Origin of the sequence: Caballeronia temeraria (assembly GCF_001544795.2) — a bacterium.
Lineage (GTDB): Bacteria > Pseudomonadota > Gammaproteobacteria > Burkholderiales > Burkholderiaceae > Caballeronia > Caballeronia temeraria.
The window spans coordinates 152,158-177,396 of the sequence record NZ_FCOI02000009.1 but is presented as its reverse complement, the minus strand read 5'-3'; the positions used below and the strand labels follow the sequence as shown (position 1 = coordinate 177,396).

General features: G+C 63.1%; 23 protein-coding genes and 2 riboswitches. Of the genes, 11 read left to right on the top strand and 12 right to left on the bottom strand.

The features are described 5' to 3' along the window. Nucleotides 1-8: 8 nt before the first annotated feature. Both cobN and cobW read right to left on the bottom strand, forming a co-directional pair. Nucleotides 9-3,788, bottom strand: coding sequence for a cobaltochelatase subunit CobN (cobN, locus tag AWB76_RS15765; RefSeq protein ID WP_061161137.1), 3,780 nt, complete (start codon nt 3,786-3,788; stop codon nt 9-11). A gap of 4 nt (nt 3,789-3,792) precedes the next feature. Then, on the bottom strand, nt 3,793-4,878 hold the full coding sequence (gene cobW, locus AWB76_RS15760) for a cobalamin biosynthesis protein CobW (RefSeq protein ID WP_061161053.1): 1,086 nt from the start codon (nt 4,876-4,878) through the stop codon (nt 3,793-3,795). Between the two features lie 122 nt (nt 4,879-5,000). Further along, a riboswitch (cobalamin riboswitch) is annotated at nt 5,001-5,257 on the bottom strand. 34 nt (nt 5,258-5,291) lie between these two features. On the opposite strand from cobW, the gene AWB76_RS15755 reads away from it, so the two are divergent. The 4 genes from AWB76_RS15755 to AWB76_RS15740 all read left to right on the top strand — a co-directional run bounded on the left by AWB76_RS15755 (nt 5,292) and on the right by AWB76_RS15740 (nt 8,126). Continuing rightward, on the top strand, nt 5,292-5,729 hold the full coding sequence (locus tag AWB76_RS15755) for a cobalamin biosynthesis protein (RefSeq protein ID WP_244173376.1): 438 nt from the start codon (nt 5,292-5,294) through the stop codon (nt 5,727-5,729). Between the two features lie 248 nt (nt 5,730-5,977). After that, nucleotides 5,978-6,580, top strand: a complete 603-nt coding sequence (cobO, locus tag AWB76_RS15750; RefSeq protein ID WP_061161052.1) for a cob(I)yrinic acid a,c-diamide adenosyltransferase — start codon at nt 5,978-5,980, stop codon at nt 6,578-6,580. A gap of 5 nt (nt 6,581-6,585) precedes the next feature. Next, a complete protein-coding gene (locus AWB76_RS15745; protein ID WP_061161051.1) occupies nt 6,586-7,884 on the top strand; it encodes a cobyrinic acid a,c-diamide synthase CobB in 1,299 nt (432 codons plus the stop codon). After that, a complete protein-coding gene (locus tag AWB76_RS15740) occupies nt 7,881-8,126 on the top strand; it encodes a DUF1289 domain-containing protein (RefSeq protein WP_061161050.1) in 246 nt (81 codons plus the stop codon). Before AWB76_RS15745 ends, AWB76_RS15740 begins: the two co-directional genes overlap by 4 nt. 36 nt (nt 8,127-8,162) lie before the next feature. Here AWB76_RS15740 and AWB76_RS15735 read toward each other — a convergent pair whose 3' ends face one another. After that, complete coding sequence (locus tag AWB76_RS15735; RefSeq protein ID WP_061161049.1) at nt 8,163-8,939, bottom strand: CbtA family protein; 777 nt, start codon at nt 8,937-8,939, stop codon at nt 8,163-8,165. Nucleotides 8,940-8,948: 9 nt separating this feature from the next. After that, complete coding sequence (locus AWB76_RS15730) at nt 8,949-9,182, bottom strand: CbtB domain-containing protein (protein ID WP_061161048.1); 234 nt, start codon at nt 9,180-9,182, stop codon at nt 8,949-8,951. A 29-nt stretch (nt 9,183-9,211) separates the two neighbouring features. After that, nucleotides 9,212-9,338, bottom strand: a riboswitch (cobalamin riboswitch). Nucleotides 9,339-9,386: 48 nt separating this feature from the next. On the opposite strand from AWB76_RS15730, the gene AWB76_RS15725 reads away from it, so the two are divergent. From AWB76_RS15725 to hmuQ, 3 genes are all read left to right on the top strand, one after another. Continuing rightward, the gene (locus AWB76_RS15725; RefSeq protein ID WP_061161135.1) at nt 9,387-9,920 is read left to right on the top strand and encodes a histidine phosphatase family protein; all 534 of its coding nucleotides are present in this window, start codon (nt 9,387-9,389) and stop codon (nt 9,918-9,920) included. A gap of 79 nt (nt 9,921-9,999) precedes the next feature. Then, the gene (locus AWB76_RS15720) at nt 10,000-10,380 is read left to right on the top strand and encodes a DUF1428 domain-containing protein (RefSeq protein WP_061161047.1); all 381 of its coding nucleotides are present in this window, start codon (nt 10,000-10,002) and stop codon (nt 10,378-10,380) included. Nucleotides 10,381-10,416: 36 nt separating this feature from the next. Continuing rightward, a complete protein-coding gene (gene hmuQ, locus AWB76_RS15715; RefSeq protein WP_061161046.1) occupies nt 10,417-10,731 on the top strand; it encodes a heme-degrading protein HmuQ in 315 nt (104 codons plus the stop codon). Nucleotides 10,732-10,829: 98 nt separating this feature from the next. Here the strand turns inward: hmuQ and AWB76_RS15710 are convergent, their stop codons facing one another. Beyond that, the gene (locus AWB76_RS15710) at nt 10,830-11,153 is read right to left on the bottom strand and encodes a hypothetical protein (RefSeq protein WP_061161045.1); all 324 of its coding nucleotides are present in this window, start codon (nt 11,151-11,153) and stop codon (nt 10,830-10,832) included. A 126-nt stretch (nt 11,154-11,279) separates the two neighbouring features. Continuing rightward, nucleotides 11,280-12,218 (bottom strand): bifunctional Delta(1)-pyrroline-2-carboxylate/Delta(1)-piperideine-2-carboxylate reductase, encoded by a 939-nt coding sequence (gene lhpI, locus AWB76_RS15705; RefSeq protein ID WP_061161044.1) that lies wholly within the window; start codon nt 12,216-12,218, stop codon nt 11,280-11,282. Nucleotides 12,219-12,450: 232 nt separating this feature from the next. On the opposite strand from lhpI, the gene ppk2 reads away from it, so the two are divergent. Then, the gene (gene ppk2, locus AWB76_RS15700; RefSeq protein WP_061161043.1) at nt 12,451-13,347 is read left to right on the top strand and encodes a polyphosphate kinase 2; all 897 of its coding nucleotides are present in this window, start codon (nt 12,451-12,453) and stop codon (nt 13,345-13,347) included. Nucleotides 13,348-13,366: 19 nt separating this feature from the next. On the opposite strand, the gene AWB76_RS15695 is transcribed toward ppk2, so the two are convergent. The 5 genes from AWB76_RS15695 to AWB76_RS15675 all read right to left on the bottom strand — a co-directional run bounded on the left by AWB76_RS15695 (nt 13,367) and on the right by AWB76_RS15675 (nt 20,609). Further along, complete coding sequence (locus tag AWB76_RS15695; RefSeq protein ID WP_061161042.1) at nt 13,367-13,606, bottom strand: hypothetical protein; 240 nt, start codon at nt 13,604-13,606, stop codon at nt 13,367-13,369. 156 nt (nt 13,607-13,762) lie between these two features. Beyond that, nucleotides 13,763-15,262, bottom strand: a complete 1,500-nt coding sequence (locus AWB76_RS15690; RefSeq protein ID WP_061161041.1) for an efflux transporter outer membrane subunit — start codon at nt 15,260-15,262, stop codon at nt 13,763-13,765. 5 nt (nt 15,263-15,267) lie between these two features. Then, entirely contained in the window at nt 15,268-18,468 is a 3,201-nt protein-coding gene (locus AWB76_RS15685) for an efflux RND transporter permease subunit (RefSeq protein ID WP_061161040.1), read from the bottom strand. Between the two features lie 31 nt (nt 18,469-18,499). Next, nucleotides 18,500-19,696, bottom strand: a complete 1,197-nt coding sequence (locus tag AWB76_RS15680) for an efflux RND transporter periplasmic adaptor subunit (RefSeq protein ID WP_061161039.1) — start codon at nt 19,694-19,696, stop codon at nt 18,500-18,502. Between the two features lie 94 nt (nt 19,697-19,790). Further along, nucleotides 19,791-20,609 carry an alpha/beta hydrolase gene (locus tag AWB76_RS15675; protein WP_061161038.1) on the bottom strand — a complete coding sequence of 273 codons (819 nt, stop codon included), beginning with the start codon at nt 20,607-20,609 and terminating at the stop codon, nt 19,791-19,793. A gap of 218 nt (nt 20,610-20,827) precedes the next feature. Between AWB76_RS15675 and AWB76_RS15670 the strand changes: the two genes are divergently transcribed. The 3 genes from AWB76_RS15670 (at nt 20,828) to AWB76_RS41610 (ending at nt 22,627) form a co-directional block, all read left to right on the top strand. After that, nucleotides 20,828-21,838 carry a LysR family transcriptional regulator gene (locus AWB76_RS15670; RefSeq protein ID WP_061161037.1) on the top strand — a complete coding sequence of 337 codons (1,011 nt, stop codon included), beginning with the start codon at nt 20,828-20,830 and terminating at the stop codon, nt 21,836-21,838. A gap of 234 nt (nt 21,839-22,072) precedes the next feature. Then, complete coding sequence (locus AWB76_RS15665; protein ID WP_061161036.1) at nt 22,073-22,438, top strand: DUF4148 domain-containing protein; 366 nt, start codon at nt 22,073-22,075, stop codon at nt 22,436-22,438. A gap of 33 nt (nt 22,439-22,471) precedes the next feature. Next, nucleotides 22,472-22,627 (top strand): hypothetical protein, encoded by a 156-nt coding sequence (locus tag AWB76_RS41610; RefSeq protein WP_167357758.1) that lies wholly within the window; start codon nt 22,472-22,474, stop codon nt 22,625-22,627. A gap of 43 nt (nt 22,628-22,670) precedes the next feature. Here the strand turns inward: AWB76_RS41610 and AWB76_RS15660 are convergent, their stop codons facing one another. Continuing rightward, nucleotides 22,671-25,193 carry an adenosylcobalamin-dependent ribonucleoside-diphosphate reductase gene (locus tag AWB76_RS15660; protein ID WP_061161035.1) on the bottom strand — a complete coding sequence of 841 codons (2,523 nt, stop codon included), beginning with the start codon at nt 25,191-25,193 and terminating at the stop codon, nt 22,671-22,673. Between the last annotated feature and the right edge of the window lie 46 nt (nt 25,194-25,239).

The following is a 25,239-nucleotide window of genomic DNA, read 5'->3' as shown; positions in this document are numbered from 1 at the left end:
GGATTCGTTCAAGACTGTCGGCCTTCGATACGCTGTTCGATATCGAGCAAATGTCGTTCGACCTGCTCGCGATAGCCAGCGGGTTGCTGCCACAGACCACGCTGCATCGCTTCGAGCAGACGCTCGCAGATCGATTGCAGCGCGTGCGGATTGTGTTGCGTGATGAAGTCGCGCGTGTCGGCGTCGTTCACATACGCATCGGTCACGAGCGCATATTGATGATCCGACACGACGCGCGCGGTGGCGTCATAGCCGAACAGATAATCGACGGTTGCCGCAAGCTCGGACGCGCCCTTGTAACCGTGACGCTTCACGCCATCGATCCACTTCGGATTGACCACGCGCGAACGCACCACGCGCGCGATCTCTTCGTTCAGCGTGCGCACGCGCGGCGCGGCCGGATTGCTGTGATCCGCGTTATACGTCTGCGGCTGAAGGCCCGAGAGATAACGCACGGCCGCCACCATGCCGCCCTGAAACTGGTGATAGTCGTTCGAATCGAGCAGATCGTGTTCGCGATTGTCCTGATTCTGCAGCACGACATCGAGCGTCGAGAGCCGCATGCCGAAGCTCGCGTGTGCCTCGACGCCATCGCCCGATTGCGAATACGCGTAGCCGCCCGTGCTTTGATACGCGGCGGAAAGATCCGCATCGGTCTGCCATTGCTTCGCGTCGATGAGTTCCTGCAGACCCGCGCCGTATGCGCCCGGTTTCGTGCTGAACACGCGCCAGCCCGCGCGGCGCCGCGCTTCCTTCACGTCGATGCCGCGTGCGATCAGCTCGTCGCGTTCACGCTGGATGCGTGCGCGAATCGGATTGACGTCGGCGGGTTCGTCATCGAGTTCGGCTACGGCCTGAACCGCTGCATCGAAGAGATGAATGAGGTTCGCGAAAGCATCGCGGAAGAAGCCCGACACACGCAACGTCACGTCGATGCGCGGCCGATTGAAGATGGAGATCGGCAGTATCTCGAAGTCGGTCACGCGATGACTGCCCGCCGCCCACTTCGGCCGCACGCCGATCAACGCGAATGCCTGCGCGATGTCGTCGCCGCCGGTGCGCATTGTCGCCGTGCCCCAGACCGACAAGCCGATCGCGCGCGGAAAGTCGCCGTGATCCTGCACATGGCGCTCGACCAATGCATTCGCCGACTTCACGCCGAGCGACCAGGCGGCCTGCGTCGGCAACGCGCGCGTATCGACCGAATAGAAGTTGCGGCCCGTGGGCAGCACATCGGGCCTGCCGCGCGAAGGCGATCCGCTCGGACCGGGCGGCACGAAACGTCCTTCGAGACCGCGCTTTAGTTGCGTCAGTTCTTGCGGACCGCATGCGTCGAGCCGTGCGAGCACATCGCCACGCAAGCGTTCGAGCACGAGCGATGCATGCGGGCCGGGCGCTGCGGTTTCATCGCCGGACAGGAGTTGCATTGCTAACGATTCGAGACGCTCGCGCGTATCGCCCTGATGACGCCAAGGCGCATCGATCACATCGACGAGCGCTTGCGGACGCGGCCCGCTCCACGGCGCGGCCCAGTCGGCATCGAGCGGATCGAAGGCATCGGGCAATTGCAGATCGCGCGCGATCGCCGTGATGAGGCTCGCGTTCGCGCCCTGCCCGTCGCCGATCGGAAAGCGGCCCAGCGCGAGCAGCGTGTCGCGCCGCTGCACGCCTTGTGGCGAGACGCCGAAGACGTGCAGGCCGTCGCGAATCTGCGCTTCCTTCAGCTCGCAGAGATAGGCATCGGCGCGCGTGAGCAATGCGTCTTCGCCCACGGTGTCGCGTGGCGCATCGAGCCCGAGTTCCTCGTGCAGCCGGTTCTCGACGATATTCGCGAGTATCGACTTGCGCAGCAGCTTCGCGCGGCGTACATCGACCATCAATGCTTCGTAGTACTCGTCAACCTGGCGTTCGAGATCCTGCAACGGCCCGTAGTTTTCGGCACGCGTGAGCGGCGGCATCAGATGATCGATGATTACGGCCTGCGCGCGGCGCTTCGCCTGACTGCCTTCGCCCGGATCGTTCACGATGAACGGATAGAGATGCGGCATCGGCCCAAGAATCGCATCCGGCCAGCAAGACGCGGACAACGCGACGCTCTTGCCCGGCAGCCATTCGAGATTGCCGTGCTTGCCGACATGCACGAGCGCATCCGCCTGAAAGCGCACGCGCAGCCAGAAATAAAACGCGAGATACGAATGCGGCGGGACGAGCTCGGCATCGTGATAGCTCGCGTAATCGTTACGCTCGCGCGAACGCGAAGGCTGAATGCCGACGAAGACTTCGCCGCAACGATAGCCCGCGATCATGAAGCGTCCACGCCTGACGGTCGGATCGTCTTCCGGCGCGCCCCAGGTCTTTTCCAGCGCGGCGCGCGCATCGGCGGGCAGCGTGCGATATGCGTCGAGATAGTCATCGAGCGACAGACTCTGCAGCGCGGGACGCAAGTCGCGCACGACGGGATCGTTGGTCACGCCTTCGGTCAGCGCGGCGATGAGCGCGTCACCGTTCGCCGGAATGTCGCCGACGCGATAGCCTTCGCGCGCCAGCATCGACAGAATGTTGATCGTGGATGCGGGCGTGTCGAGTCCCACGCCATTGCCGATGCGTCCTTCGCTCGCCGGATAGTTCGCGAGCACGAGCGCGATGCGCTTCTGCGCGTTCGACGTATGACGCAGCGCGCACCATCGCCGGCTCAGTTCCGCAACGAAACGCACGCGCTCCGTATCGGCCTGATAGCGCACGACGTCCACTTGCGTATGCTTGCAGTAATACGCGAGTCCCTTGAAGCTCACGGCGCGCGTGATGATGCGTCCATCGACTTCGGGCAGCGCAACGTGCATTGCGACGTCGCGCGAATTCAAGCCTTGATCGTCCTTCTGCCAGTCGTCGCGATTGCCGCCGCTCAGAATGACTTGCAGCACGGGCGCATCGCTCGCGACTTCGAATACTTCGTCATCCTCACCGATGACGCTCGCCGCAAACGCCGTCGTATTCAATACCAGGGATGCACGATGCTCCGCACATAGACGCTCGACCACTTCGCGGCTCACGCTCTCCTTGAGCGACGAAATCGCGATCGGCAGCGGATTCAGGCCTTCTTTTTCGAGCGCTTCGATGAGGGCATCGAAGACGGCCGTGTTGCCCGACTGCAAATGCGCACGATAAAACAAAATCGCGGCGACGGGCGCGCCTTCGGTCCAGCGCGCCTGCCAGTCTTCGATGACCGCGATATCGCGCTCGGGATGATAGATCGCAACGGCAGGCAGCGGGCTAGGCGGCTGCGGCTCGCGCCCGAAACCAAACGCGCGATGCGCGATCATGCGCAGAAACTCTTCCGCATTGCGCGCGCCGCCTTCGCGCAGATAACGCGACAGTTCGCGGCAAAATTGCGCATCCGCCGTGCTCTTGCCGATGAGAGTCGGGTCTTCGGTCAGATCGCCCGAAAACATCGCGAGCATCTGCTTGCGCTCTTTCGCGAGCGCGACGAGCCGCTCGATGCCATAAGGCCAATACGATTCGCCGCCGAGATGATCGACGATCACGACCTTCGCGTGACGCAGTACATCGTCGATATAGAAATCGACCGATGCGGGCTGGCGCAGAAATGATTGATTCGCGAGCCGCACGTCGGGAAAACCGGCTTCGAGGCGCGGAAAAACGCTTGCGAGCAAGGCGAGCGTCGTATCCGCGGAACTGAGCACGACGATCGGCGCGCTCGTCTGATCGATGCGCATGACGCCTTGCGTGTCGTCGACGAAGCCGCCCGGTGTCGTGCGGAGCAGATGCATCGCGTCAGGCCTGCACGGGTGCGTTTGCGAGCGCGGCGTCGAACGCGCGCTGCAACGCATCGCGTTCGAGGTCTTCGCCGATCAGCACGAAGCGGCTTTGCGTGGTTGCTTCATCGGCCTGCCAGCGACGATCGAAGTAACTGTCGAAACGTCGCCCGACGCCCTGCACGACGAGCCGCATCGCCGCGCCGGGCAACGCCGCGAAACCCTTCACGCGATAGATCGTGTGCTGCTCGACGAGCGCATGCAGCGCGGCCAACGCCTGCTCGCGCGATTCGACGCTGCCATGCACAACCACCGAATCGAATTCGTCGTGATGATGGTCGGCGTGACCTTCGTCGTCCGTCGAGCCGTGATGATCGTGCCGCAAATGAATCGTCTCTTCCGATGCCGATTCGAGGCCGAGCAGCGTATGCACATCGAGCTTGCCCATTTGCGCGGGCACGATCTTCACTTCGGGCGGAATCTCCGGCCGCACGAGCGCTTCGACCTTTTGCATCGCTGCATCATCCATCAGATCGGTCTTGTTGACGATGACGAGATCCGCCGAAGACAACTGATCCTCGAACAACTCATGCAGCGGCGATTCGTGATCGAGACTCGGATCGGCCTTGCGTTGCGCATCGACGGCGACGGGATTCGCCGCGAACTGACCGCTCGCGGCGGCGGGACCATCGACCACGGTCACGACGGCATCGACGGTGAACGCGTTCTTGATCGACGGCCAGTTGAACGCCTGCACGAGCGGCTTCGGCAACGCGAGCCCCGACGTTTCGATCAGCACGTGATCGATGCTCTCGCGCCGCTCGACGAGCTGTTCCATCACGGGATAGAACTCTTCCTGCACGGTGCAGCACAGGCACCCGTTCGCGAGTTCATACAGATTGCGGTCTTTGGAGCCGGCTTCGTCGTCGCAACCGATGCCGCAGCCCTTCAAAATTTCCCCGTCGATGCCGAGCTCGCCGAATTCGTTGACGATCACCGCGATGCGCTTGCCTTGCGCGTTCGACAGGATATGCCGCATCAGTGTGGTCTTGCCGCTGCCGAGAAAGCCGGTCACGACCGTGACGGGAATCTTGCGGGTTTGCATCGTAGCTCCGTGGCTTCAGGTGCATGCGCTTCATGTCGCGCGATGCCTGGCAACGCGGCTGGATGAGCAGGGAAACGCACGCTTCGATGGATCATGGGCCGCGTCGCATCCCCGCGAGCGCGATCCCCTCTGAAAGTCTGGCCGGTATCCGGGCTGACGACGACGCCGCTTCGCCTTCCCGCGCGTTTCTCACGCGCAGTGGCCTCGAAGCCGGCTTCCCGGAGCGCGATGAAAACGTCGCGCGCGGGGCATCGCTTACCGTTGCGGGGGCAGCGCAGGTTGACGTGCGTTCGACGAATCGAACGGAACGCGCCCTGCTTCCCGTTTAACTGCGCGCGAGAGAATCCGCGCGCGAGCACCAAAACTGCGTGAAAGTCTAGGCCCGGCGGGCGCGAGCGTCAAGAAAGGTGGTAATGTCGGTCCGCATGGAATCCGTCATCGATCACATGAATCAGCCCGCTGTCATGCGCCTCGCCGTGGGTATCGGCTGCAGACGCGGCACGCGCGCCGAGGCGATCGAACAGGCCGTGCGCGGCGCACTGGGCGCGCTTGAGTGGCGCGATATCGCGGTCATCGCGAGCATCGACGTCAAGCGCGCCGAAGCGGGTTTGCTCGCGTTTTGCGAGTGTCATGGTCTGCCGCTGCGTTTCTATAGCGCCGATGAAATCGCGCAAGCGCCGCGCACGGCGATATCGCAACATGCGGTGAAGCATGTGAACGTCGACAGCGCTTGCGAGCCTTGCGCGCTGCTCGCGGGCAACGCGCAAACGCTCATCGTGCCAAAGACGATCGATTGTGGCGTAACCGTCGCGATCGCAATGATGCATGCGCCCCGCGCGGATGGAACATGAAGACCGGTCTCGTCGCCGGATGCGGGCGCGCCTTCTCGGCGATCGGCTTGGCCACGACCGGCTTGAACTTGTCGCGGCACAGCCAGACGAGCACGATAAGCGCTACGAGTTCCAGATATAAGTAGAGCGCGTCCATTTCCTTGCTCCTGAAGTCGGTGATCGTGTGATTGCATGATGCACACCGTCTGTTAGCGCAGAATTAAGCCGCCGCCTGTTGTACGATACGGCCGTCTTTCTCTGGAGATCCCGTGAAAACCGATACCGAATCGCATCTGCGCATGACCCAGCGCCGCAAGGAAGGCCACGAAAAGAAGCAGGCCGCGGCCGATCACGAGAAAGGCCTTCTGATCGTGAATACGGGCAACGGCAAGGGCAAGACCACGGCGGCGTTCGGCATGGCCGTGCGCGTGCTCGGACACGGCATGAAGCTCGGCGTCGTGCAGTTCATCAAGGGCGCGCTGCATACGTCCGAGCGCGATTTCCTCGGCGCGATCGCGCATTGCGATTTCGTCACGATGGGCGACGGCTACACCTGGAACACGCAGAACCGCGAAGCCGACATCGCCACCGCGCGCAAAGGGTGGAACGAAGCGCGCCGCATGATCGAAAGCGGCGAGTATCAGATGGTCGTGCTCGACGAACTGAACACCGTGCTCAAGTACGAATATCTGCCGCTCGATGAAGTCCTCGACGTGCTCAAGGCGCGGCCCGCGATGCTGCATGTCGTCGTGACGGGACGCCATGCGCCCGACGCGTTGATCGAGCTTGCCGATCTCGTCACCGAGATGCGGCTCGTCAAGCATCCGTATCGCGAACAGGGTGTGAAAGCGCAACGCGGCGTCGAGTTCTGAACGCGATGCCCGACTGCCCCGCTCTTTTCATCGGCGCGAGCGCGTCGCATCAAGGCAAGACCACGGTGACGGCCGCGCTCGCGCGCCATCACACGCGCCGTGGCCTGAAAGTGCGCGTGTTCAAGACCGGCCCCGACTTTCTCGATCCGATGATTCTCGAGCGCGCATGCGGCGCGCCCGTCTATTCGTTGCATCTGTCGATGGTCGGGCTCGATGCGTGCCGCGCGTTGCTCGCAAAGGCCGCGCGCGAGGCCGATCTCATTCTCATCGAAGGCGTGATGGGTCTCTTCGACGGCACGCCCAGCAGCGCCGATCTCGCCGCCACGTTCAAGGTGCCCGTGCTCGCGGTGATCGGCGCGCACGGCATGGCGCAGACCTTCGGCGCGATCGCGTTCGGCCTCGCGCGTTATCGTGACGATGTGCCCTTTCATGGCGTGCTCGCGAATCGCGTGGCATCGGCGCGGCATGCGCAGATGTTGTCGGAGACCATCCCCGAAGGGCTGCGCTATTGCGGCCATCTTTCGAATGCCGACGATATCGCATTGCCCGAGCGCCATCTCGGCCTCACGCAGCCCGATGAAGTCGCGGGTCTGGACGCGCGGCTCGACCGCGCCGCCGATGCCATCGCGCAAACCACGCTGGCCGATTTTCCGCCGCCCGTCCATTTCGACGATGCGACGCTGCCCGCGCCGCCGCGCCTGCTCGACGGCATGCATATCGCCATCGCGCGCGATGCCGCGTTTTCGTTCGTCTATCCGGCGAATGTCGATTTGCTCGTCGCGATGGGCGCGCGCATCAGCACGTTCTCGCCGCTCGCCGACGAGCCCGCGCCTCACGATGCCGATGCGCTCTATCTCCCCGGCGGCTATCCCGAACTGCACGCCGTGACGCTCGCTTCGAACGAACGCACGCGCGCGTCGATCGATGCGCACGTCGCGCAGCAGAAGCCAGTGATCGCGGAATGCGGCGGCATGCTGTATCTGCTCGACACGCTGACCGACGTCGAAGGCACGCGGCACGCGATGCTCGGCATCCTCCCCGGCGATGCCGCGATGCAACGCAAGCTATCGCGCCTCGCGATGCAGCGCATCGACACGATGCACGGCGCGATGACGGGCCACACATTCCATTACTCGACGCTGCAAACGCCGATGCAAGCCGTGCTCAACGCAACGCACGCGACCACGGGCACAGCGGGCGAAGCGCTCTATCGGCACGGGCCGGTGACGGCCACGTATATGCACGGTTACTGGCCGTCGAATCCGAGGGCCGCCGCCGCGCTCTTTCGCGGCGAATCACTATGACGATGACTCAAGACACGCTCGACTTCACGATCGAACGCGCGAAAGCTCAGGAACCCATCGGCTCGCCTTGCACCGATGTCTGCAAGCTCGATCCCGAAACCGGTTTATGCCTCGGCTGTTTCAGGAGCCGCGAGGAGATCAAGACGTTCAGGTCGATGGACGATTCCGCGAAACTCGATCTCTTCGATCAATTGCTCGCGCGACGCGCGGCGAAAGCGCAAACGAAAAGCCCGCGTTCCTGACGAAACGCGGGCCTCGTCAGCGGCAACGAAAACCGTTCAAGCCGCAGCCACTCGCCTCACCGCCGGCCGCTCCAGCTCACGCGCGGCGAGCGCGCCGAACACGAGACCGAGCGTCGTCCAGAGCAGCGCCTGAATGCCGATCGCGGCCAGCCGGAAATTCCACAGCAGCGAAGCGGAGAAATCGGCGGGCACTTCATCGATACGCGGCAGCGCGACCTGCGCCACCACGATCACGACGATGTACGCCGCAGCCGCGATGAGCGTCGCGTTCCAGCCGCCGTGCCGCGCCGCCATGCGCCGTTGCAGATGCACGGCGAACACCGCTGCCGCGATCGAAATCGCCACCATACCGAAGAAAAGCGCCGTGCGCGGTCCGATGGTCTCGGCATTTCCGACCGCAGGCGGATTCGGCGGGTACTTCAGAAACGGCACGATGGCGACACTCACGAAGCCGAACAGCGCCAGCAACGCCGACGTGCCGCGCGCATGCAGCGCGCCGAGCCGTCCGTAGGCAAACGCGAACACGAGCGAGAAGAGACCGCCAAGCGCGGTGCCGAACACCGCAACGCCGGTCAGGAGGCCGAGGCCCGCTTGCGTATCGCGGGAGACGAGTTCCTCGTCGCCGTGATCGTGTGAATGCGCAGCGGGCGCCGCAGCATCGGCATGTTCGTGCTCGTGCGCATGCTCATGCTGCGTCTCGAACGCGATGGCTTGCGCCACCGACGGCTCGCCGAACGCACGCGCAAATCCGAAGCCGATCAGGCCCGCGACCAGCCCCGCGATCATGCCGCGTATCAGCAAAGTGCGAATCATCGCGCGTCCTCAGTGGCACGGAAAGCCGAGCAGATGCCGGCCGTCGTGGACGAATTCGTGGACGTACGTGCCCGAGAAAATGGACGTCGCGCCTTGCTCGGCGCCGACGAAATAGATCGCGATCAAAAGAATCAGGCCGATGAAGACGGCCCACGGCAGCACTTCGCGCACCGGAATGGGCACGGGTGCGTGGAGCGACGGGGAAACCGGAGCGGAAAAGACCGGCGCGTTGGAAGCATTCATGGTGGTTCTCCAGGGAAAAGCGCGTCCCGATTGACGAAGAGCATGCAGCGGGGTCTGACTCGCGGCGCCGCGCTTTCGCGTTGACGAACCGCATACAGTGGCGCGACCGTGCCGGGTTTGCACCGGCTTCCTCGCACTGCAAGCTTGCCATTCTATGATGATCCGCTGCAAAGTGAAACGATTCCGATCCGTCCCGCCATTCCCTTGGAACTCATTCTTCTGTGCCACGCCGCCACGCGCGCGATGAAAACCGGTCGCTTTCCCATCGGCGACGAGCCCGCCGAACACGATGCACGTTCGCAACTCGCGCCTTTGCGTGCGCGGGGAAACGCGCGCGTGATCGCAAGCCCCGCACGCGTCGCGCGCGAGACGGCGGCATGGATCGCGGATGCATTCGACATCGTTCCCGCGTTCGACGACATCGACTATGGCCGTTGGCGCGGGCACTCGATACGCGAGACGGGCGAGCGCGAGCCCGAACAGGTCGCCGCGTGGCTCGCAGATCCGCACGCTCGTGCGCATGGCGGCGAAAGCGTCGCGATGCTTGCGGCGCGCGTCGCCGAAGGGCTCGCGCTCATCGACCGGCTGAAGGGATGCGAGCGCTGCATCGTCGTCACGCATGCGATCGTCGTGAAAGTGGCGCTCGCGCAGGCGCTCGGCAAGCCGCTCACGTCCGTCTACGCGATGAACCTCGCGCCGCTCTCGACCACCGTGCTCGAACGCGCCACGTCCGTCTGAACTTCGTTCCTTACGCATCGATCCAACGTCGAGCGCATCGCATACGCGGCGCGCTTTCGTATCAATTCAGGAGACTCAGATGGCGCACTACGTGGATGGATTCGTCGTACCCGTGCCGCTCGACAAGATCGAGGCGTATCGCGCGATGGCCGAAGCCGCCGGCAAGATCTGGCTGGAGCACGGCGCGCTGCAATTCGTGGAGACTATCGCCGACGACGTGAAGCCAGGCAAGGTCACGTCGTTTCCGCAGAGCGTGCAGATGAAGGAAGGCGAGACCGTCGCGTTCTCGTATATCGTCTACGAATCGCGCGAGCAGCGCGACAGCGTCAACGCGAAGGTGATGGAAGACCCGCGCCTCAAGTCGATGATGGAATCCGGCGAGACACCGTTCGATCCGCAGCGCATGTTCTTCGGCGGCTTCACGACGATCGTCGAACTGAGCGCCGCGACTGATATTTAATTTTTCGACCGCTTACCACGAAGGAAACGCATCGATATGTATATCGCCATGAACCGCTTCAAGATCGTGCCCGGAGCCGAAGCCGACTTCGAACGCCTCTGGACGAGCCGTGACACGCATCTCAAGGACGTGCCCGGCTTCGTCGAATTTCATCTGCTCAAAGGACCGGTCAGGGACGATCACGTGCTCTATTCGAGCCACACGATCTGGGCGAATCAGGCAGCTTTCGAGGACTGGACGCGCTCCGACGCGTTTCGCGCCGCGCATCGCAATGCCGGCGGCGAGACGCGCCAGCTCTATCTCGGTCATCCGGAGTTCGAGGGTTTCGAAGTGATTCAGACCGTCAAATAAAGGCGCTCGATGCGGGCGTCCGAGGTCCTGCGAGCACGTGCGTTTTACACACATGTGAAAAAACGCGCTTCGTCCGTCAGGATTTTGGCAGACGTTTTCTAAGCCTTCGCGCCGCGCGCCATGCGCTGCAACGTCGACGAATCGAGCGCCGCCGCGCAGATGCGCACCGCTTCCTTCAGCGTGCGCGGCCGCCCCGCGCCGAATTGCGATTCGAGCATCGCGACCGCGCGCAGACGCTCGTCGTTGCCGAGCTTCTCGCCGGTCGCAAGCTCCAGAACCGATATGAAATAAGCCGCAGGCGGCGCCGCGCTCGCATGCGGAGGCGTCCGGCGGGCCCCGTCCGCCGTGCCGCCCGCGCCTTCACGTCCGTCGTCGCGGGCCGGAATCCACGGGTGCCATTTGCTGTCGTATCGACTGTTCATGGGTCTGTTCGCTGGCTCGATTGCTGTGGCGCGCTGCGCGCCGTTTATCTTCGACGCACATGGCGCCTCTGTCATTAAACAGACTTTCAGCAAGTACCGTTCCAAGCGATTCTTTTCTTACGCGACTCAGCGCGAATTGCCGCTTTCCTCCGACAAAACCGCGCGCGCGACACGGCACGTCGCGAGATCCCACGCGGCGCAGCCGACCGATTTGAACATCACGGGACGCGCGGCATCGATGGCTTTCGGCGATGCCGCGAGCGCTTCGGCCAGCCCGTGCACTGCATTCCAGTCGATGCCCGCGAGAATGAAATCGCCCGCTTCGTGGCGCGCGCCCGCGGGATCGTCGACGTAAAGCTCGCTCGCGTGCACGGTCGCGGCGCCGATCTCCGCGGCATCGGCAGTGAACGCGCCCACGCCGATGACAAGACGCCCCGCGCGCGCCGGCAGCGTATAAACCGGCGTTTTGCTCGTGGTTGCGGCGATGACGACATCGATCGAATCGGGAATCGTGGCCTCTTCCAGCGCCGCGAGCTTCTTCGACACCGATGCATGCGACGCGCAAAACGCGCCCGCGCGACCCGGACGCGAGCCTTGCACGAGAATCTGCGCATCGGGATAAACGGCGGCGAGCGCCTCGACGTGATACGCCGCCTGTTTGCCCGTGCCGATCACGAGCACTTCGCGCGGCGCGGAATGAAGCGTGCGAATCGCGAGCATCGAGACTGCCGCCGTGCGCCGGCCGGTCACCGTCGGGCCATCGAGCATGAATTGCGGCACGCCTGTCCTGGCGTCGTAGGCGGTGACCTGGCCGTGGATCGTCGGCAGGCCGAGCGCGCCATTGCCGGCGCAGACATTCACGAGCTTGTGCATCGCGAGATCGGCGGCGCTCGCGGGCATCGACAGCATCACGCCGCCGTCGATCGGCACGACCATGCGCTCCGGACTCACGATGCGGCCCGTCGCGTAGTCGAGCATCGTCGCGGCGAGCGTGTCCACGAGCCGGTCATAAGGCACGAGGCGCGCAGTCTGGGTTTCGTCGAAACTCTGGATCATTGCGGTCATTGCGGTCGCTCGCTGTGTGCATGGAAGATGAAATCGAACTTCAAAATGCCATCGAAGTGCCGGAACATTCTAACGGTGCGCAGCGCCGTGTCATAACGCGGTGCATCGCTCACTACAATGATCGAATGAGCCGCTGTCATATGACTGCCATCGAATGTCGGCATAATCGGCCGTCCCGCGCCGCGAGCAGTCAGCACGACGGCGGCAGCCCAAGAACGCCACGGAGCCCTTCATGAACACGACGGAAAAACAGCGCCGCTTCCACGCCGACATCATCGACAGCTACGACGAAGAGTTCGAGATGGAGGTCGACGATCGCTTCCTGGACGGCGAATCGACCTTTTCCGATGAAGACCGTCAGTTGCGCAAGACCTATTTCCGCGAGCTGTTTCGTCTGCAGGGCGAGCTCGTGAAGTTGCAGGACTGGGTCGTGAACGAGGGGCATCGGCTCGTCGTGCTGTTCGAGGGACGCGATGCGGCGGGCAAAGGCGGCGCGATCAAGCGCATCACGCAGCGGCTGAATCCGCGCGTGTGCCGCGTTGCCGCCCTTCCCGCGCCGAACAATCGCGAGCGCACGCAATGGTATTTCCAGCGTTATGTGTCGCACTTGCCCGCGGCGGGCGAGATCGTGCTGTTCGACCGGAGCTGGTACAACCGCGCGGGCGTCGAGCGCGTGATGAACTTCTGCACCGACGAGGAGTATGAGGAATTCTTCCGCTCGGTTCCCGAGTTCGAGAAGATGCTCGTGCGCAGCGGCATCCAGATCGTGAAGTACTGGTTCTCGATCACCGACGACGAACAGGAGATTCGCTTTCAGGCGCGTATCGAAGATCCGCTCAAGCAGTGGAAACTGAGCCCGATGGATCTGGAAAGCCGACGCCGCTGGGAAGCGTATACGGCGGCCAAGGAAGTGATGCTTCAGCGCACGCACATTCCGGAAGCGCCGTGGTGGGTCGTCCATGCCGTCGACAAGAAGCGCGCGCGCCTGAACTGCATTCACCACTTGCTGAGTCAGGTGCCGTATCACGACGTCGACCATCAGCCGATCGAACTGCCCGACCGCGTGTTCAATCCCGATTATCTGCGCCAGCCCGTGCCGGATGAGATGTACGTTCCCGAAGTGTATTGAGCGTCGATAACGCGATGCGTCAGCAGCAGTTATTGCAGGGCAGATGCTTCACGACGCCCGCGATCGTGCGCTGACGCGAAGTCGCCGAAACCGCATGACGCAGCGCGAACCGATACGCTTGCTGCGAACCTCGCAGCACCATCACGAACATCACTTGCGCGAGATTGAAGTCGAGCGTGACCATCAGGCGCGTCAACAGCAACAGTGGCAAGACCACCGCCGGCTGATACAGTTGTCTTGCGATCAAGTCTTTCATCATCGGCTCCCTATCCCATGATTAGAATTCTATGGATTTGAGCCGCGCGGATAAACGCCCCGCAGGTGAAGACATATGTTCCGGGAGACGAACAATCGGCTTTGACGCCGGCCCGCTTGAAGAAAAAATGGCCCTGCGCGATGCAGGGCCATGTTCAGGTTACTTCTGCGCGAGACTCGGCTCGGGCACCGGCGTAGGCTTTGCATCGCCCCAGCCGCCGCCCAGCGCGCGGATCAGATTTACGGTCGATACCGCCTGCGTGCCGCGCAACTGCACCGATGCGCGCTGCGTCTGCAACACGGTGCGCTCCGCATCGATCACGTCGAGATAGTTCACCGCGCCTTCGGTGTACTGCGTGCGCGATAGCTGCGCCGCACGCACCGACGCCTTCACCGCATCGTCCTGCGTCGCGGTCTGATCTTCGAGAATCCGCAGATCCGACAGATTGTCCTCGACCTCGCGGAACGCGACGAGCACCTGCTGACGATAGCTCGCGGAATCCTCTTCATACACCGCACGCGCATTCGCGAGATTGCCCTTGCGACGGCCGCCATCGAAGATCGGGATATTCAGCGCCGTGCCCGCGAACGGCCCGAGCAGGAACGTGCGGCTCGACCACTTGAAGAGATCGCCGAGCGTTGCCGATTCGAAGCCGCCCGATCCCGTCAGCGTGAGCGACGGGAAGAACGCCGCCTTCGCCACGCCAATACGCGCATTGGCCGCCGCCATCGCGCGCTCCGCCGCCGCCACATCCGGTCGACGTTCGAGCAGCGCCGAAGGCAATCCCGGCGGCACACGCACCGTCACCGGCTTGAGCGGGTTCGCGGCCATCGAGAACTCGGCGGGCGACTTGCCGAGCAGCACCGCGAGACTATGTTCCGATGCCGCGCGCAGACGTTGCACCGTCATGGCATCCGAACGCGCCGTCGCGAGTTCGGACTTCGCGCGCGCCACGTCGAGCTCGCTGATATCGCCTTCGGTGTAGCGTCGTTGCACGAGCTTCAGCGCTTCCTCGCGCAATTGCACGGTGCGCGTGAAGACATCGGTTTCGGCATCGAGCTCGCGCAGATTGAAGTAGTTCTGCGCGACGTCCGCCTGCAATGCCAACTGAACCGAACGGAACAACGCTTCGCTTTGCTGCGTATCGGCGTTCGCGGCCTGCACCGTGTTCGACACGCGGCCGAACAAATCGACTTCGTACGACGCGCTGGCTTGCGCGCGCCACAGCGTTTGCGCGGGCACGTTGCTATCGGCGGGCAGCAACTGCGATGCCGGCGAGAGCTTCTCGCGCGTCGGGCCGAAGCCCGCATCGAGCGTCGGGAACAGCCCGGCACGCGCCGTCTGGTTGATCGCGCGCGCTTCCTTCACGCGCGCGGCCGCCGCCTTCAGGTTCTGGTTCGCGTCCTGCGCCTGCTTTTCCAGATCGTTGAGCGTGGCATCGTCGAAGATCGTCCACCATTCGCCGCGCATCATCTCTTCGGAAGGCTGCGCGGTCTTCCACGTACCCGCTTCCGATGCATCGAGCGTCTTTTGCGGCGTTTCCTTGTACGCGGACGGCGCGTTGACATCGGGCTTCTCGTAGGTCGGCGCGAGCGAGCAGCCCGCGACCAGCAACAACGACGCCATCAGACTCGATAAAACATGCAGCTTATTCATCATTCACCTCACTGCGCTTCAACCGAAGCACTGATACCGCGCATCTGCGGATGCGAGCCGTGCTTGTCCGTCACGTGCTCCGTGCGCGAGAGCTTGCGCAGGATCACGTAGAACACCGGCGTCAGCATCAGACCGAAGAGCGTCACGCCCAACATGCCGAAGAACACCGCGACGCCCATTGCATGACGCATTTCCGAGCCCGCGCCCGTCGACAGCACGAGCGGCACCACACCCATGATGAACGCGATGGACGTCATCAGGATCGGGCGCAGACGCAGCCGGCTCGCTTCGATCGCGGCCTGCACGATCGAACGTCCCTGCATCTCCAGCTCGCGTGCGAACTCGACGATCAGAATCGCGTTCTTTGCCGACAAGCCCACCAGCACCATCAAGCCGATCTGCGTGAAGATGTTGTTGTCGCCATCGGTGAGCCACACGCCGAGCAGCGCCGACAGAATGCTCATCGGCACGATCAGGATCACGGCGAGCGGCAAGGTCAGGCTTTCATACAACGCGGCGAGCACGAGGAACACGAGCAGCACGCTGATCGGGAACACCCACAGCGCGGCGTTGCCCGCGAGGATCTGCTGATACGTGAGATCGGTCCATTCGAACTTGATCCCGCGCGGCAGCACTTCCGCCGCGATACGCTCCGCCGCTGCCTGCGCCTGACCCGACGAATAGCCCGGTGCAGGACCGCCGTTGATGTCGGCGGCGGTGTAGCCGTTGTAGCGCACGACCATCTCGGGACCGTATGTCGGCGTCACCTTCACGAGCGACGACAAGGGCACCATGTCGCCATTCGCGTTGCGCGTCTTCAGCAGGCCGATGTCTTCCGGATTCGCGCGGAACGGCGCATCCGCCTGCACGCGCACCTGATACACGCGTCCGAAGCGATTGAAGTCGTTCACGTAGAGCGAGCCGAGATAGACCTGCATCGTGTCGAATACGTCGGTCACCGAGACGCCAAGCTGCTTCGCCTTCACGCGATCCAGATCGACGTTGAGCTGCGGCACGTTGATCTGATAGCTCGAGAACGTCGGTCCCAGTTCCGGCGTCTGCGATGCGCGCTTGATGAACGCCTGCGTGGCATCGGCGAGCGCCGCATAGCCGAGCGCGCCGCGATCTTCGAGCTGCATCTTGAAGCCGCCGAGCGTGCCGAGGCCGAGCACCGGCGGCGGCGGGAACACGGCGATGAACGAACCCTTGATGCCCGCGTACTTCTGATTCAGCGCACCCGCAATCGCGTTCGCCGACAACGCCTTGTCATGCACGCGCTCCTTGAAGGGCTTGAGCGTGACGAACACGATGCCCGCGCTCGACGAGTTCGTGAAGCCGTTCACCGACAAGCCCGGGAACTCGACCGCGCTTTCCACACCCGGCTGCTTCAACGCGATATCGCTCATCTGACGAATCACGCCTTCCGTGCGATCGAGCGATGCGCCGTTCGGCAACTGCGCGAAGCTGATCAGATACTCCTTGTCCTGCGCGGGCACGAAGCCGCCCGGCACGACCTTGCCCATCAGCACCGCGCCGCCGAGCAGCACGGCATACACGACCATCATCAATGCCTTGCGGTTGATGACGCTCTTCACACCTTTGCCGTACGCATCCGAGCCGCGATGAAAGACCTTGTTGAAACCGCGGAAGAAGCCGCCGAACACGCGGTCCATGCCGCGCGTGAGCCAGTCCTTCGGCTCGTCGTGGCCCTTCAGCAACAGCGCGGCGAGCGCGGGCGACAGCGTCAGCGAATTGAACGCGGAGATCACCGTCGAGATGGCGATGGTCATCGCGAACTGCTTGTAGAACTGGCCCGTGAGACCCGACATGAACGCGAGCGGCACGAACACGGCGACCAGCGTGAGCGCGATCGCGATGATTGGTCCGCTCACTTCGCGCATCGCCTGATAGGTGGCGTCTCTTGCCGACAAGCCCGCCTCGATGTTGCGCTCCACGTTCTCGACGACCACGATCGCATCGTCGACGACGATACCGATCGCGAGCACCATCCCGAACAATGACAACGCATTGATCGAGAAGCCGAATGCAAGCAGCAGCGAGAACGTCCCGACGATCGACACCGGCACCGCGAGCAACGGAATGATCGATGCGCGCCACGTTTGCAGGAACACGATCACGACGAGCACGACCAATGCGATCGCTTCCACGAGCGTATGAATCACCGCTTCGATACTGGAGCGCACGAACTGCGTCGGGTCATAGACGATCTGATATTCGAGGCCGGCGGGCATGTCCGCCTTCAGCTCCTTCATCGTCTTGCGCACTTCGTCGGAAATCTGCAGCGAGTTCGCGCCCGGCTGCTGATTGATTGCGATGGCAACCGCCGACTTGTTGTCGAGCAACGAACGCAGACCATATTCCGATGCAGCCAGCTCGACGCGGGCGACATCGGAGAGATGCGTGACCGCGCCATCGGGCGAAGTCTTCAGCACGATGTCGCGGAACTCCGACTCGTTCTGCAAGCGGCCGCGCGCATTCACATTCAGTTGCAGCGGCACGTTCGGCAACGTCGGCGAGCCGCCGATCACGCCGGCCGCGACCTGCACGTTCTGCTCGCGAATCGCGTTGACCACATCGGTTGCCGTCATGCCGCGCTGCGCGACCTTTTGCGGATCGAGCCACACGCGCATCGAGTAATCGCCCGAGCCCCACAACTGCACTTCGCCCACGCCCGCGATGCGTTCGAGCCGGTCCTTCACGTTGATCAGCGCATAGTTGCGCAGATACGTCATGTCGTAGCGGCCATTGGGCGAGTTCAGGTGGACGACCATCGTCAGCGTGGGCGACGACTTGATCGTCGTCACGCCGAGACGCTGCACGTCCTGCGGCAGACGCGGCAGTGCCTGGTTCACGCGGTTCTGCACGAGTTGCGTGTTCTTGTCCGGATCCGTGCCGAGCTTGAACGTGACCGTCGTCGTGAGATTGCCGTCGCTATTGGCTTGCGACTGCATATAAAGCATGTCCTCGACGCCGTTGATCTGCTCTTCGAGCGGCGAGGCCACGGTCTCCGCGATCACCTTCGGGTTCGCGCCTGGATACTGCGCATGCACGACGACCGAAGGCGGCACGACTTCCGGATACTCGGAGATCGGCAGCTTGAACATCGCGATGATGCCCGCCAGCAGCACGACCACCGATAGCACGCCCGCAAAGATCGGGCGATCGATGAAGAATTTGGATATGTTCATGACGAGTTCTGTCTGTTGCGGATCACGCGCATCATTGCGCGGATGCCGTCTTCACGGCAGGCGTTTTGTCGTCGTCATTCATCGCGACGTTGTTGGCCTTGATCACATCGTTGGGACGCACGCGCTGCAAGCCGTTCACGACAATGCGTTCGCCCGGCTGCAGGCCCTTCGAGATCACGCGCAGGCCTTCGTGCGTCTGGCCCAGCGTGACTTCGCGATACTGCACGCGGTTGTCCTTGTCGACGACCATCACGTACTTCTTGTCCTGATCGGTGCCGATAGCCTCGTCTTCCACGAGCACGGCCGGATGCGGCGTGCCGCCGCCGACCTTCACGCGTGCATAGAGACCCGGTACCAGCGTGCCGTCCGGATTGTTGAAGCGCGCGCGCACGCGGATCGTGCCGGAGGTCGTATCGAGCCGGTTGTCGACGGAATCGACGACACCTTCACGGGAATAGCCCTCCTCGTTCGCGAGACCGAGCGACACGGGCACCGAGCTGCCTGCATCGCGGCCGAGATAGCGCAGATACGTCTGTTCGTCGACATCGAACGATGCGTAGATCGGGGAGACCGACACGAGCGTCGTGAGCAAAGGCGCGTTCGCACCCGTCGACACGATATTGCCGACCGTGAGTTCCGCGCGCGACACGCGGCCCGCCACGGGCGCGACGATATGCGTGTACGTGAGATTGATCTTCGCGGTTTCGAGCGCAGCCTGCGCGGCCTTCAGGTTGGCGACGGCCTCGCGCGCGGCGTTCTGCTTCTCGTCGTAATCGCGCTTGGCGATCGCGTTGTCGGCGAGCAGGCGTTCCGCACGCGCCGCATCCGTCGACGTATAACCGTTGCGCGCCTGCGCCGCCGCGAGCTGCGCCTGTGCGCGATCCACTTCGGCTTCGTAGGGGCGCGGATCGATCGTGAAGAGCGCATCGCCCTTCTTCACGAGCTGGCCGTCCTTGAAATGCACGGCGACGATCGTGCCCGGCACGAGCGGGCGAATGTCGACGTGATCGACCGCTTCGAGCCGGCCCGAGTAGCTTTGCCAGTCGGTGATGGTCTTCGATACGACGGCCGCGACGTCCACTTCGGTCGCGGTCGGACTGTGCGCGGCGGCTTTGGCTTCGTTCATCGCTGAATCGCCGTGCCCGCGCAAAGCGGTATAACCGCCCGCGCCTGCGACGATCAGCGCCGCGCCTAGCGCGGCGTAGATGCGTTTGCGAGTGAATAACATGGTGAAGGCTCCGGTTGCGTTGAGATTGTTGTTGTCTGGTGCGTGGCTGGCGTGCCGATTCTTGCGCTCTGCTTTTCGCGTCTGCTTTTTGCGCTTATTTCGCGCGTGCCAGGCGCTTCTTGAAGAACGCGACGACATCCGCGAGCGCGTCGGGATGCGCGGCAAGCGCCTGATGCGACGTCTTGCCATGACGCGTCACTTCCGTCGGCACGCCCGCTGCGATCAGCTCGCCCGCGTATTTCTCCGCTTCGATATGCAGGAGATCGTGCTCGGCACTCGCGATCATCGCGGCGGGCAGTCCAGCGAGACGGCGCGATTCGAGCGGCGCGGCATACGGATGCAGACGTTGCGACGGATTCGGCAGATACGCGCGATACCACTGCGCGCATTCGCATGCTTCGAAATCGGGGCACAGCACTTTGCGTTCGTCGGCGAGGCGCGTCATGCTCGGATCGAGCAAGGGCGCGAGCAGGGCTTGCGCGGACATGCGAATATCACCACGATCACGTGCGATGGCCGAGACGCACGTCGCGAGATTGCCGCCCGCGTCATGCCCCGCTATGCCGATGCGCTGCGGGTCCGCACGCTGCGCGCGCGCATTCGCGACGGCCCATTGCGCCGCGCGATAGCCGTCTTCCGGCCCGGCGGGAAACGGAAACTTCGGCGCGAGCGAATAGCCGACCGATACGACCCACGCGGGCGTATCGCGTGCGATCGTCGCTGCGGCGATATCGGCATCGTCGAGTCCGCCGCGAATAAAACCGCCGCCGTGGAAGTAAAGAACGATGGGCAGGAGGGTGCCGTCCGATGCGGGACGATAGCTGCGCAGCGTGATCGGCTGCGCGTGTCCCGTGATGTGCACATCTTCGATGCACAAGCGCGGAGTCGACTCCAGATCCAACAGTGATGCCATGGTTATTCTCAGTGCGAGGCCGCTGCCGCAAGGCCTTCACGCGTAAGTTGCGATGCTGCGAATTCTGGAGTCCGCGCCTTTTTTAATAAATGCCTATAATCCGGCAACACAATTCGGTCGCACCGAACAATCGTGGTTATCCCTCGCGATTGTTCTTTCGGTCATTCTTTAGCGCGCACTTAATTGAGTGCGTCGCAAGGCAAGGAAGGTGAGAGAACATGGATCGGCTACAAGCAATGCAGGTCTTCACCCGCGTCGTCGACACCAACAGCTTTTCCCGCGCAGCGGACACGCTCAGTCTGCCCCGCGCTTCGGTCACGACGATCATCCAGAATCTTGAAGCGCATCTGAACGTGCGGCTGCTTCAGCGCACGACGCGCAGGCTCAATCTCACGCCGGACGGCGCCGCGTATTACGAGCGTTGCGTGCGCATTCTCGCGGACATCGAGGAAGCGGAAGGCTCGTTCTCGACCAACGGAAAAGGTCCGCACGGCAAGCTGCGCGTGGATATGCCCGGTGCGATCGGGCGGCTCATCGTGATGCCGCAGCTATGCGATTTCCACTCGCGCTATCCCGACATCGAACTGATGATGGGCTTCGGCGACAAGCCGGTCGATCTCATTCAGGAAGGCGTCGATTGCGTGATTCGCGTCGGCACGCTGCAGGATTCGAGTCTCGTCGCGCGGCGCATCGGCGTGTTTCAGGGGGTAACGGTCGCGGCGCCCCAATATCTGGAACGCAACGGCACGCCGAAAACCATCGACGATTTGCAGAATCACACGGCGGTGAATTATTTTTCGAGCCGCACGGGCCGCATCATGGACATGGATTTCGTCGTCGACGATGAAACCATCGAAGTGAAGATGCGCGGCATGATCGCGGTGAACGATGCCGAAGCGTATTTGAGCTGCGGCCTGAAGGGCGTCGGCATCATTCAGGTGCCGCGTTTCATGGCGTTGCCGTATCTGCGCGCAGGCGAACTCGTCGAAGTGCTGCCGCAATGGAATCCGCTGCCGATGCCTATTTCCGCGGTGTATCCGCATAACCGGCACCTGTCGCCGAAGGTGCGCGTGTTCGTCGACTGGGCCGCCGAGTTGTTCGAGCGCTGCCCGCTTCTGCAAGGTCAGAAGGACGCGGAAGAGCGCTGCCTGCCGACGAGCACGCCGTCGCCGACACTCGTGCGGCACGGCACGCCGGAAGTCGCAGGCACCGAGGATATCGTCGCGTAGTTATCCCTCTTCCGCATAAGGGCACGGCAAACACATGACGTTTGCCGTGCCCGTCAGAACCCCGCGCAGCAAGCCTCCGGGCGATTATTCGCCGAAATCGATAAATCTATTCGCCGATACGGCATTTATCCGCACGTAGCCCGCGACTACATTCGTTCCCAACGCAGCACGCACAACGCCGAATGCAATCCGCATTTGCCCGCACGCTGCATCGGAATGAAAGGAGTCGCAAGCATGAAACAGCTCATCACGGGATTTTCTCTCGCAGCCATCTCCGCTGTCGTCACGACTACGGCTTTCGCGCAGAGCGGCCAGGGCATCGGCCACGCAGGCACGTATCAGGTTCAGACGCAAACCACTGCGAGCGATACGCCCAAGACACGAGCGCAAGTGCGTGCCGAACTCGCGGCCGCGTATTCGAACGGCTCGTTGCCGGCATTGAACCGCAACACCTATCCGGAACGCAGCATGTGGGGCGATGCCGTCGCCGCGCAAAGCGACCAACGCACACGCGATGCGGCGCAGGCGGAAGCGCGCAACCGCGAGATCGTCGAGTATGCGAATGGCTCGGCAACGCAAGGCACTGTGACGACGCGTTGATCGCGCCGTCAGCAATGGATTCAAGAGGTCATCATGTTCGAAAACACATCACTCGATCAGTTCTCGCTTCTCGACGAACTCCCTACGCATACGCCGGTGTGGCATCCGTTCACGCATCACACGGCGCAATCGTCGGGCGTTGAGCAAGAGAAGAAGCAGGAAGGTACTGAACGCTCGCATTGGGCGTGAGATCAAGGCGCGGACCCAAAAGCCCGCGCCTTTTTTATTGAACTCAACCGCACGCGCCGATTTCGCCGCATGCCGTGCAGAAGTCGCAGCCGTCCTTGCGGATCACTGCATTTGCACCGCACGTCGCGCATTTACGGCCGTGCATGAGGGGCAGGCTATGTGGATCGATTTCGCCTTGCGTGGGACGTTCGGATACTTCGTCGCCTTCATCGTCTATAGCTACCGGATGCGGCGCGCGATCGGCACCCTTGCGCGCAAGCACGCGCGACGGTACCTGGTTTCCTTCTGCATCGAGAAAACCGCGTCGATAAAGAATCTGCTGGATCGCATAAGCTAACGCCGCCACTTCCGAATCGTGCCAGCGCGGACTGCGATGTCCGTCGAGCCGTTCGACATCGCCGAGACGCACTTGTCCGCGATCCCACGACACCTTGCGCATATCCTGAAGCGTGCGCGCCGCGAAGCCGCCGCGAGCCGCGAGCGAAATTGAACGCATTGTCGCCGTGATCCATTGCTGCGATTCGTCGCGTTGCCCGGTAGGAATGAAGAACTCGATGGGCCGCTCGATCGTCACGTCCTCGCCGCCGATGCGCCCCGTCACTTCGATGAACGACACCGCGAGATACAGCGACTTCTTGCCCGCCTGCGTCAGATACTCGACCTTTTCGATGATCGCGGGCAACTCCCCTTTCGGCCGATGATCGATCGCAATGCGCAGCGGATCGAGATCGAGCTCGGGGTCCGGCGAATCGCTCGGCGTTTCCGCGGGCGCGACGGACAGCACCGCGCCGAGTGTCTCGTTCGGCCGATACGTCGCAAGCCCCTTCAGGCCGCGCCGCCATGCTTCGAAATAGAGATCCTGAAACTTGTCGAACGGATAATCGGCGGGCACGTTCACGGTCTTCGAGATCGACGTGTCGACGAAAGGCTGCACCGCCGCCATCATCTCCATGTGATCGTGCGCGGACATGTCCAGCGCGCTCACGAAATAGTCGGGCAACGCGTTCACGTCGCCGCCCATCTCGCGATACAGCCGATACGCGTGGTCTTCGACGGCAAAGGTCTGACGCGAGCCGTCCGCCATGCGCTTGGTGCGCTGATATGTCCACGAGAACGCAGGCTCGATGCCGTTCGACGCGTTGTCCGCGAACGCAAGGCTCACGGTGCCCGTCGGCGCGATCGAGAGCAGATGGCTGTTGCGAATGCCGTGCTCGCGAATCGCGCGCTTGATGTCGTCCGGCAAGCGCGAAGCGAACGTGCCTTCTTCCAGATAGCGCTTCGCATCGAAGAGCGGAAACTTGCCGCGCTCCTTCGCGAGCTCGACGGATGCGCGATACGCTTCATCGCGCATCGTGCGGGCGACGCGCGTCGCGAAGTCGCGTCCTTCCTGCGCGTCATAACGCAGGCCGAGCATGACGAGCGTATCGCCCAGTCCCGTGAAGCCCACGCCGATACGCCGCTTCGCCGCCGCTTCGCGCGCCTGTTCGTCGAGCGGCCAGAGCGTGACGTCGAGTACATCGTCGAGGAAACGCACTTGCGTGCGCGTCGTGCGCGCGAGGCCGTCCCAATCGAACGATGGCGCGCCGCCACGCATCTGCGCGAACGGATCATGCACGAAACGCGTGAGATTGAGCGGGCCGAGATTGCAGCAGCCGTATGCGGGCAGCGGCTGCTCGCCGCATGGATTGGTTGCGCGGATCGCTTCGATGGCGCGCAGGTTGTTGTCGTCGTTCATGCGCGACATGAACACGACGCCCGGCTCGGCGACATCGTAGGTCGAGCGCATGATCGTGTTCCACACTTCGCGCGCCTGCACTTCGCGATAGACCCACATCCCGTCTTCGCGCTGATGCATGCCCTCGGCCGCGCGTTGAGCGGGCGATGGCTCGGCCTTGTGCACGAGTTGCCATGCGGCATCGTCGGCGACGGCCTGCATGAACTCGTCGGTCACCGCGATCGATACGTTGAAGTTGTTCCAGCGCCCTTTCGTATGCTTGGCCGCGATGAATTCGAGCAGATCGGGATGCGAGCAATCGAGAATGCCCATCTGCGCGCCGCGCCGCGAACCGGCGCTCTCGACCGTGCGGCACGATGCATCGAATACATCCATGTAGCTGCATGGGCCCGAAGCGGCCGATCCCGTCGAATGCACGCGCGCGCCTCGCGGACGGATCGCGGAAAAGTTATAGCCGACGCCGCCCCCGCGACGCATCGTCTCGGCGGCCTGCAACAGCGCGACGTAGATGCCAGGCAGCCCGTTGCTGTCGACGCCCTGTATCGCGTCGCCGACGGGCTGCACGAAGCAGTTGATGAGCGTGGCGTCGATGCCCGCGCCCGCCGCGCTCATGATGCGCCCGGCACCGAGCGCGCCGCGTCTGAAGTTATCGACGAACTCGGCTTCGATCTTCGCGCGCGCCTCTTGCGGCTCGGCATGCGCGACACCGCGCGCCACACGTCGATAAATATCCTCGACGCGCGTCTCGTCGCCCTTGGCATACTTTTCGAGCATCACGTCGATGGAAAACTGCTGCGGTGCGAGCGCGGTGCTGGGATTATCTTCGGCCATGTCGGAGATCCTTTGATTGCTGGGCTTCGCGCACGTTTCAGGCGAT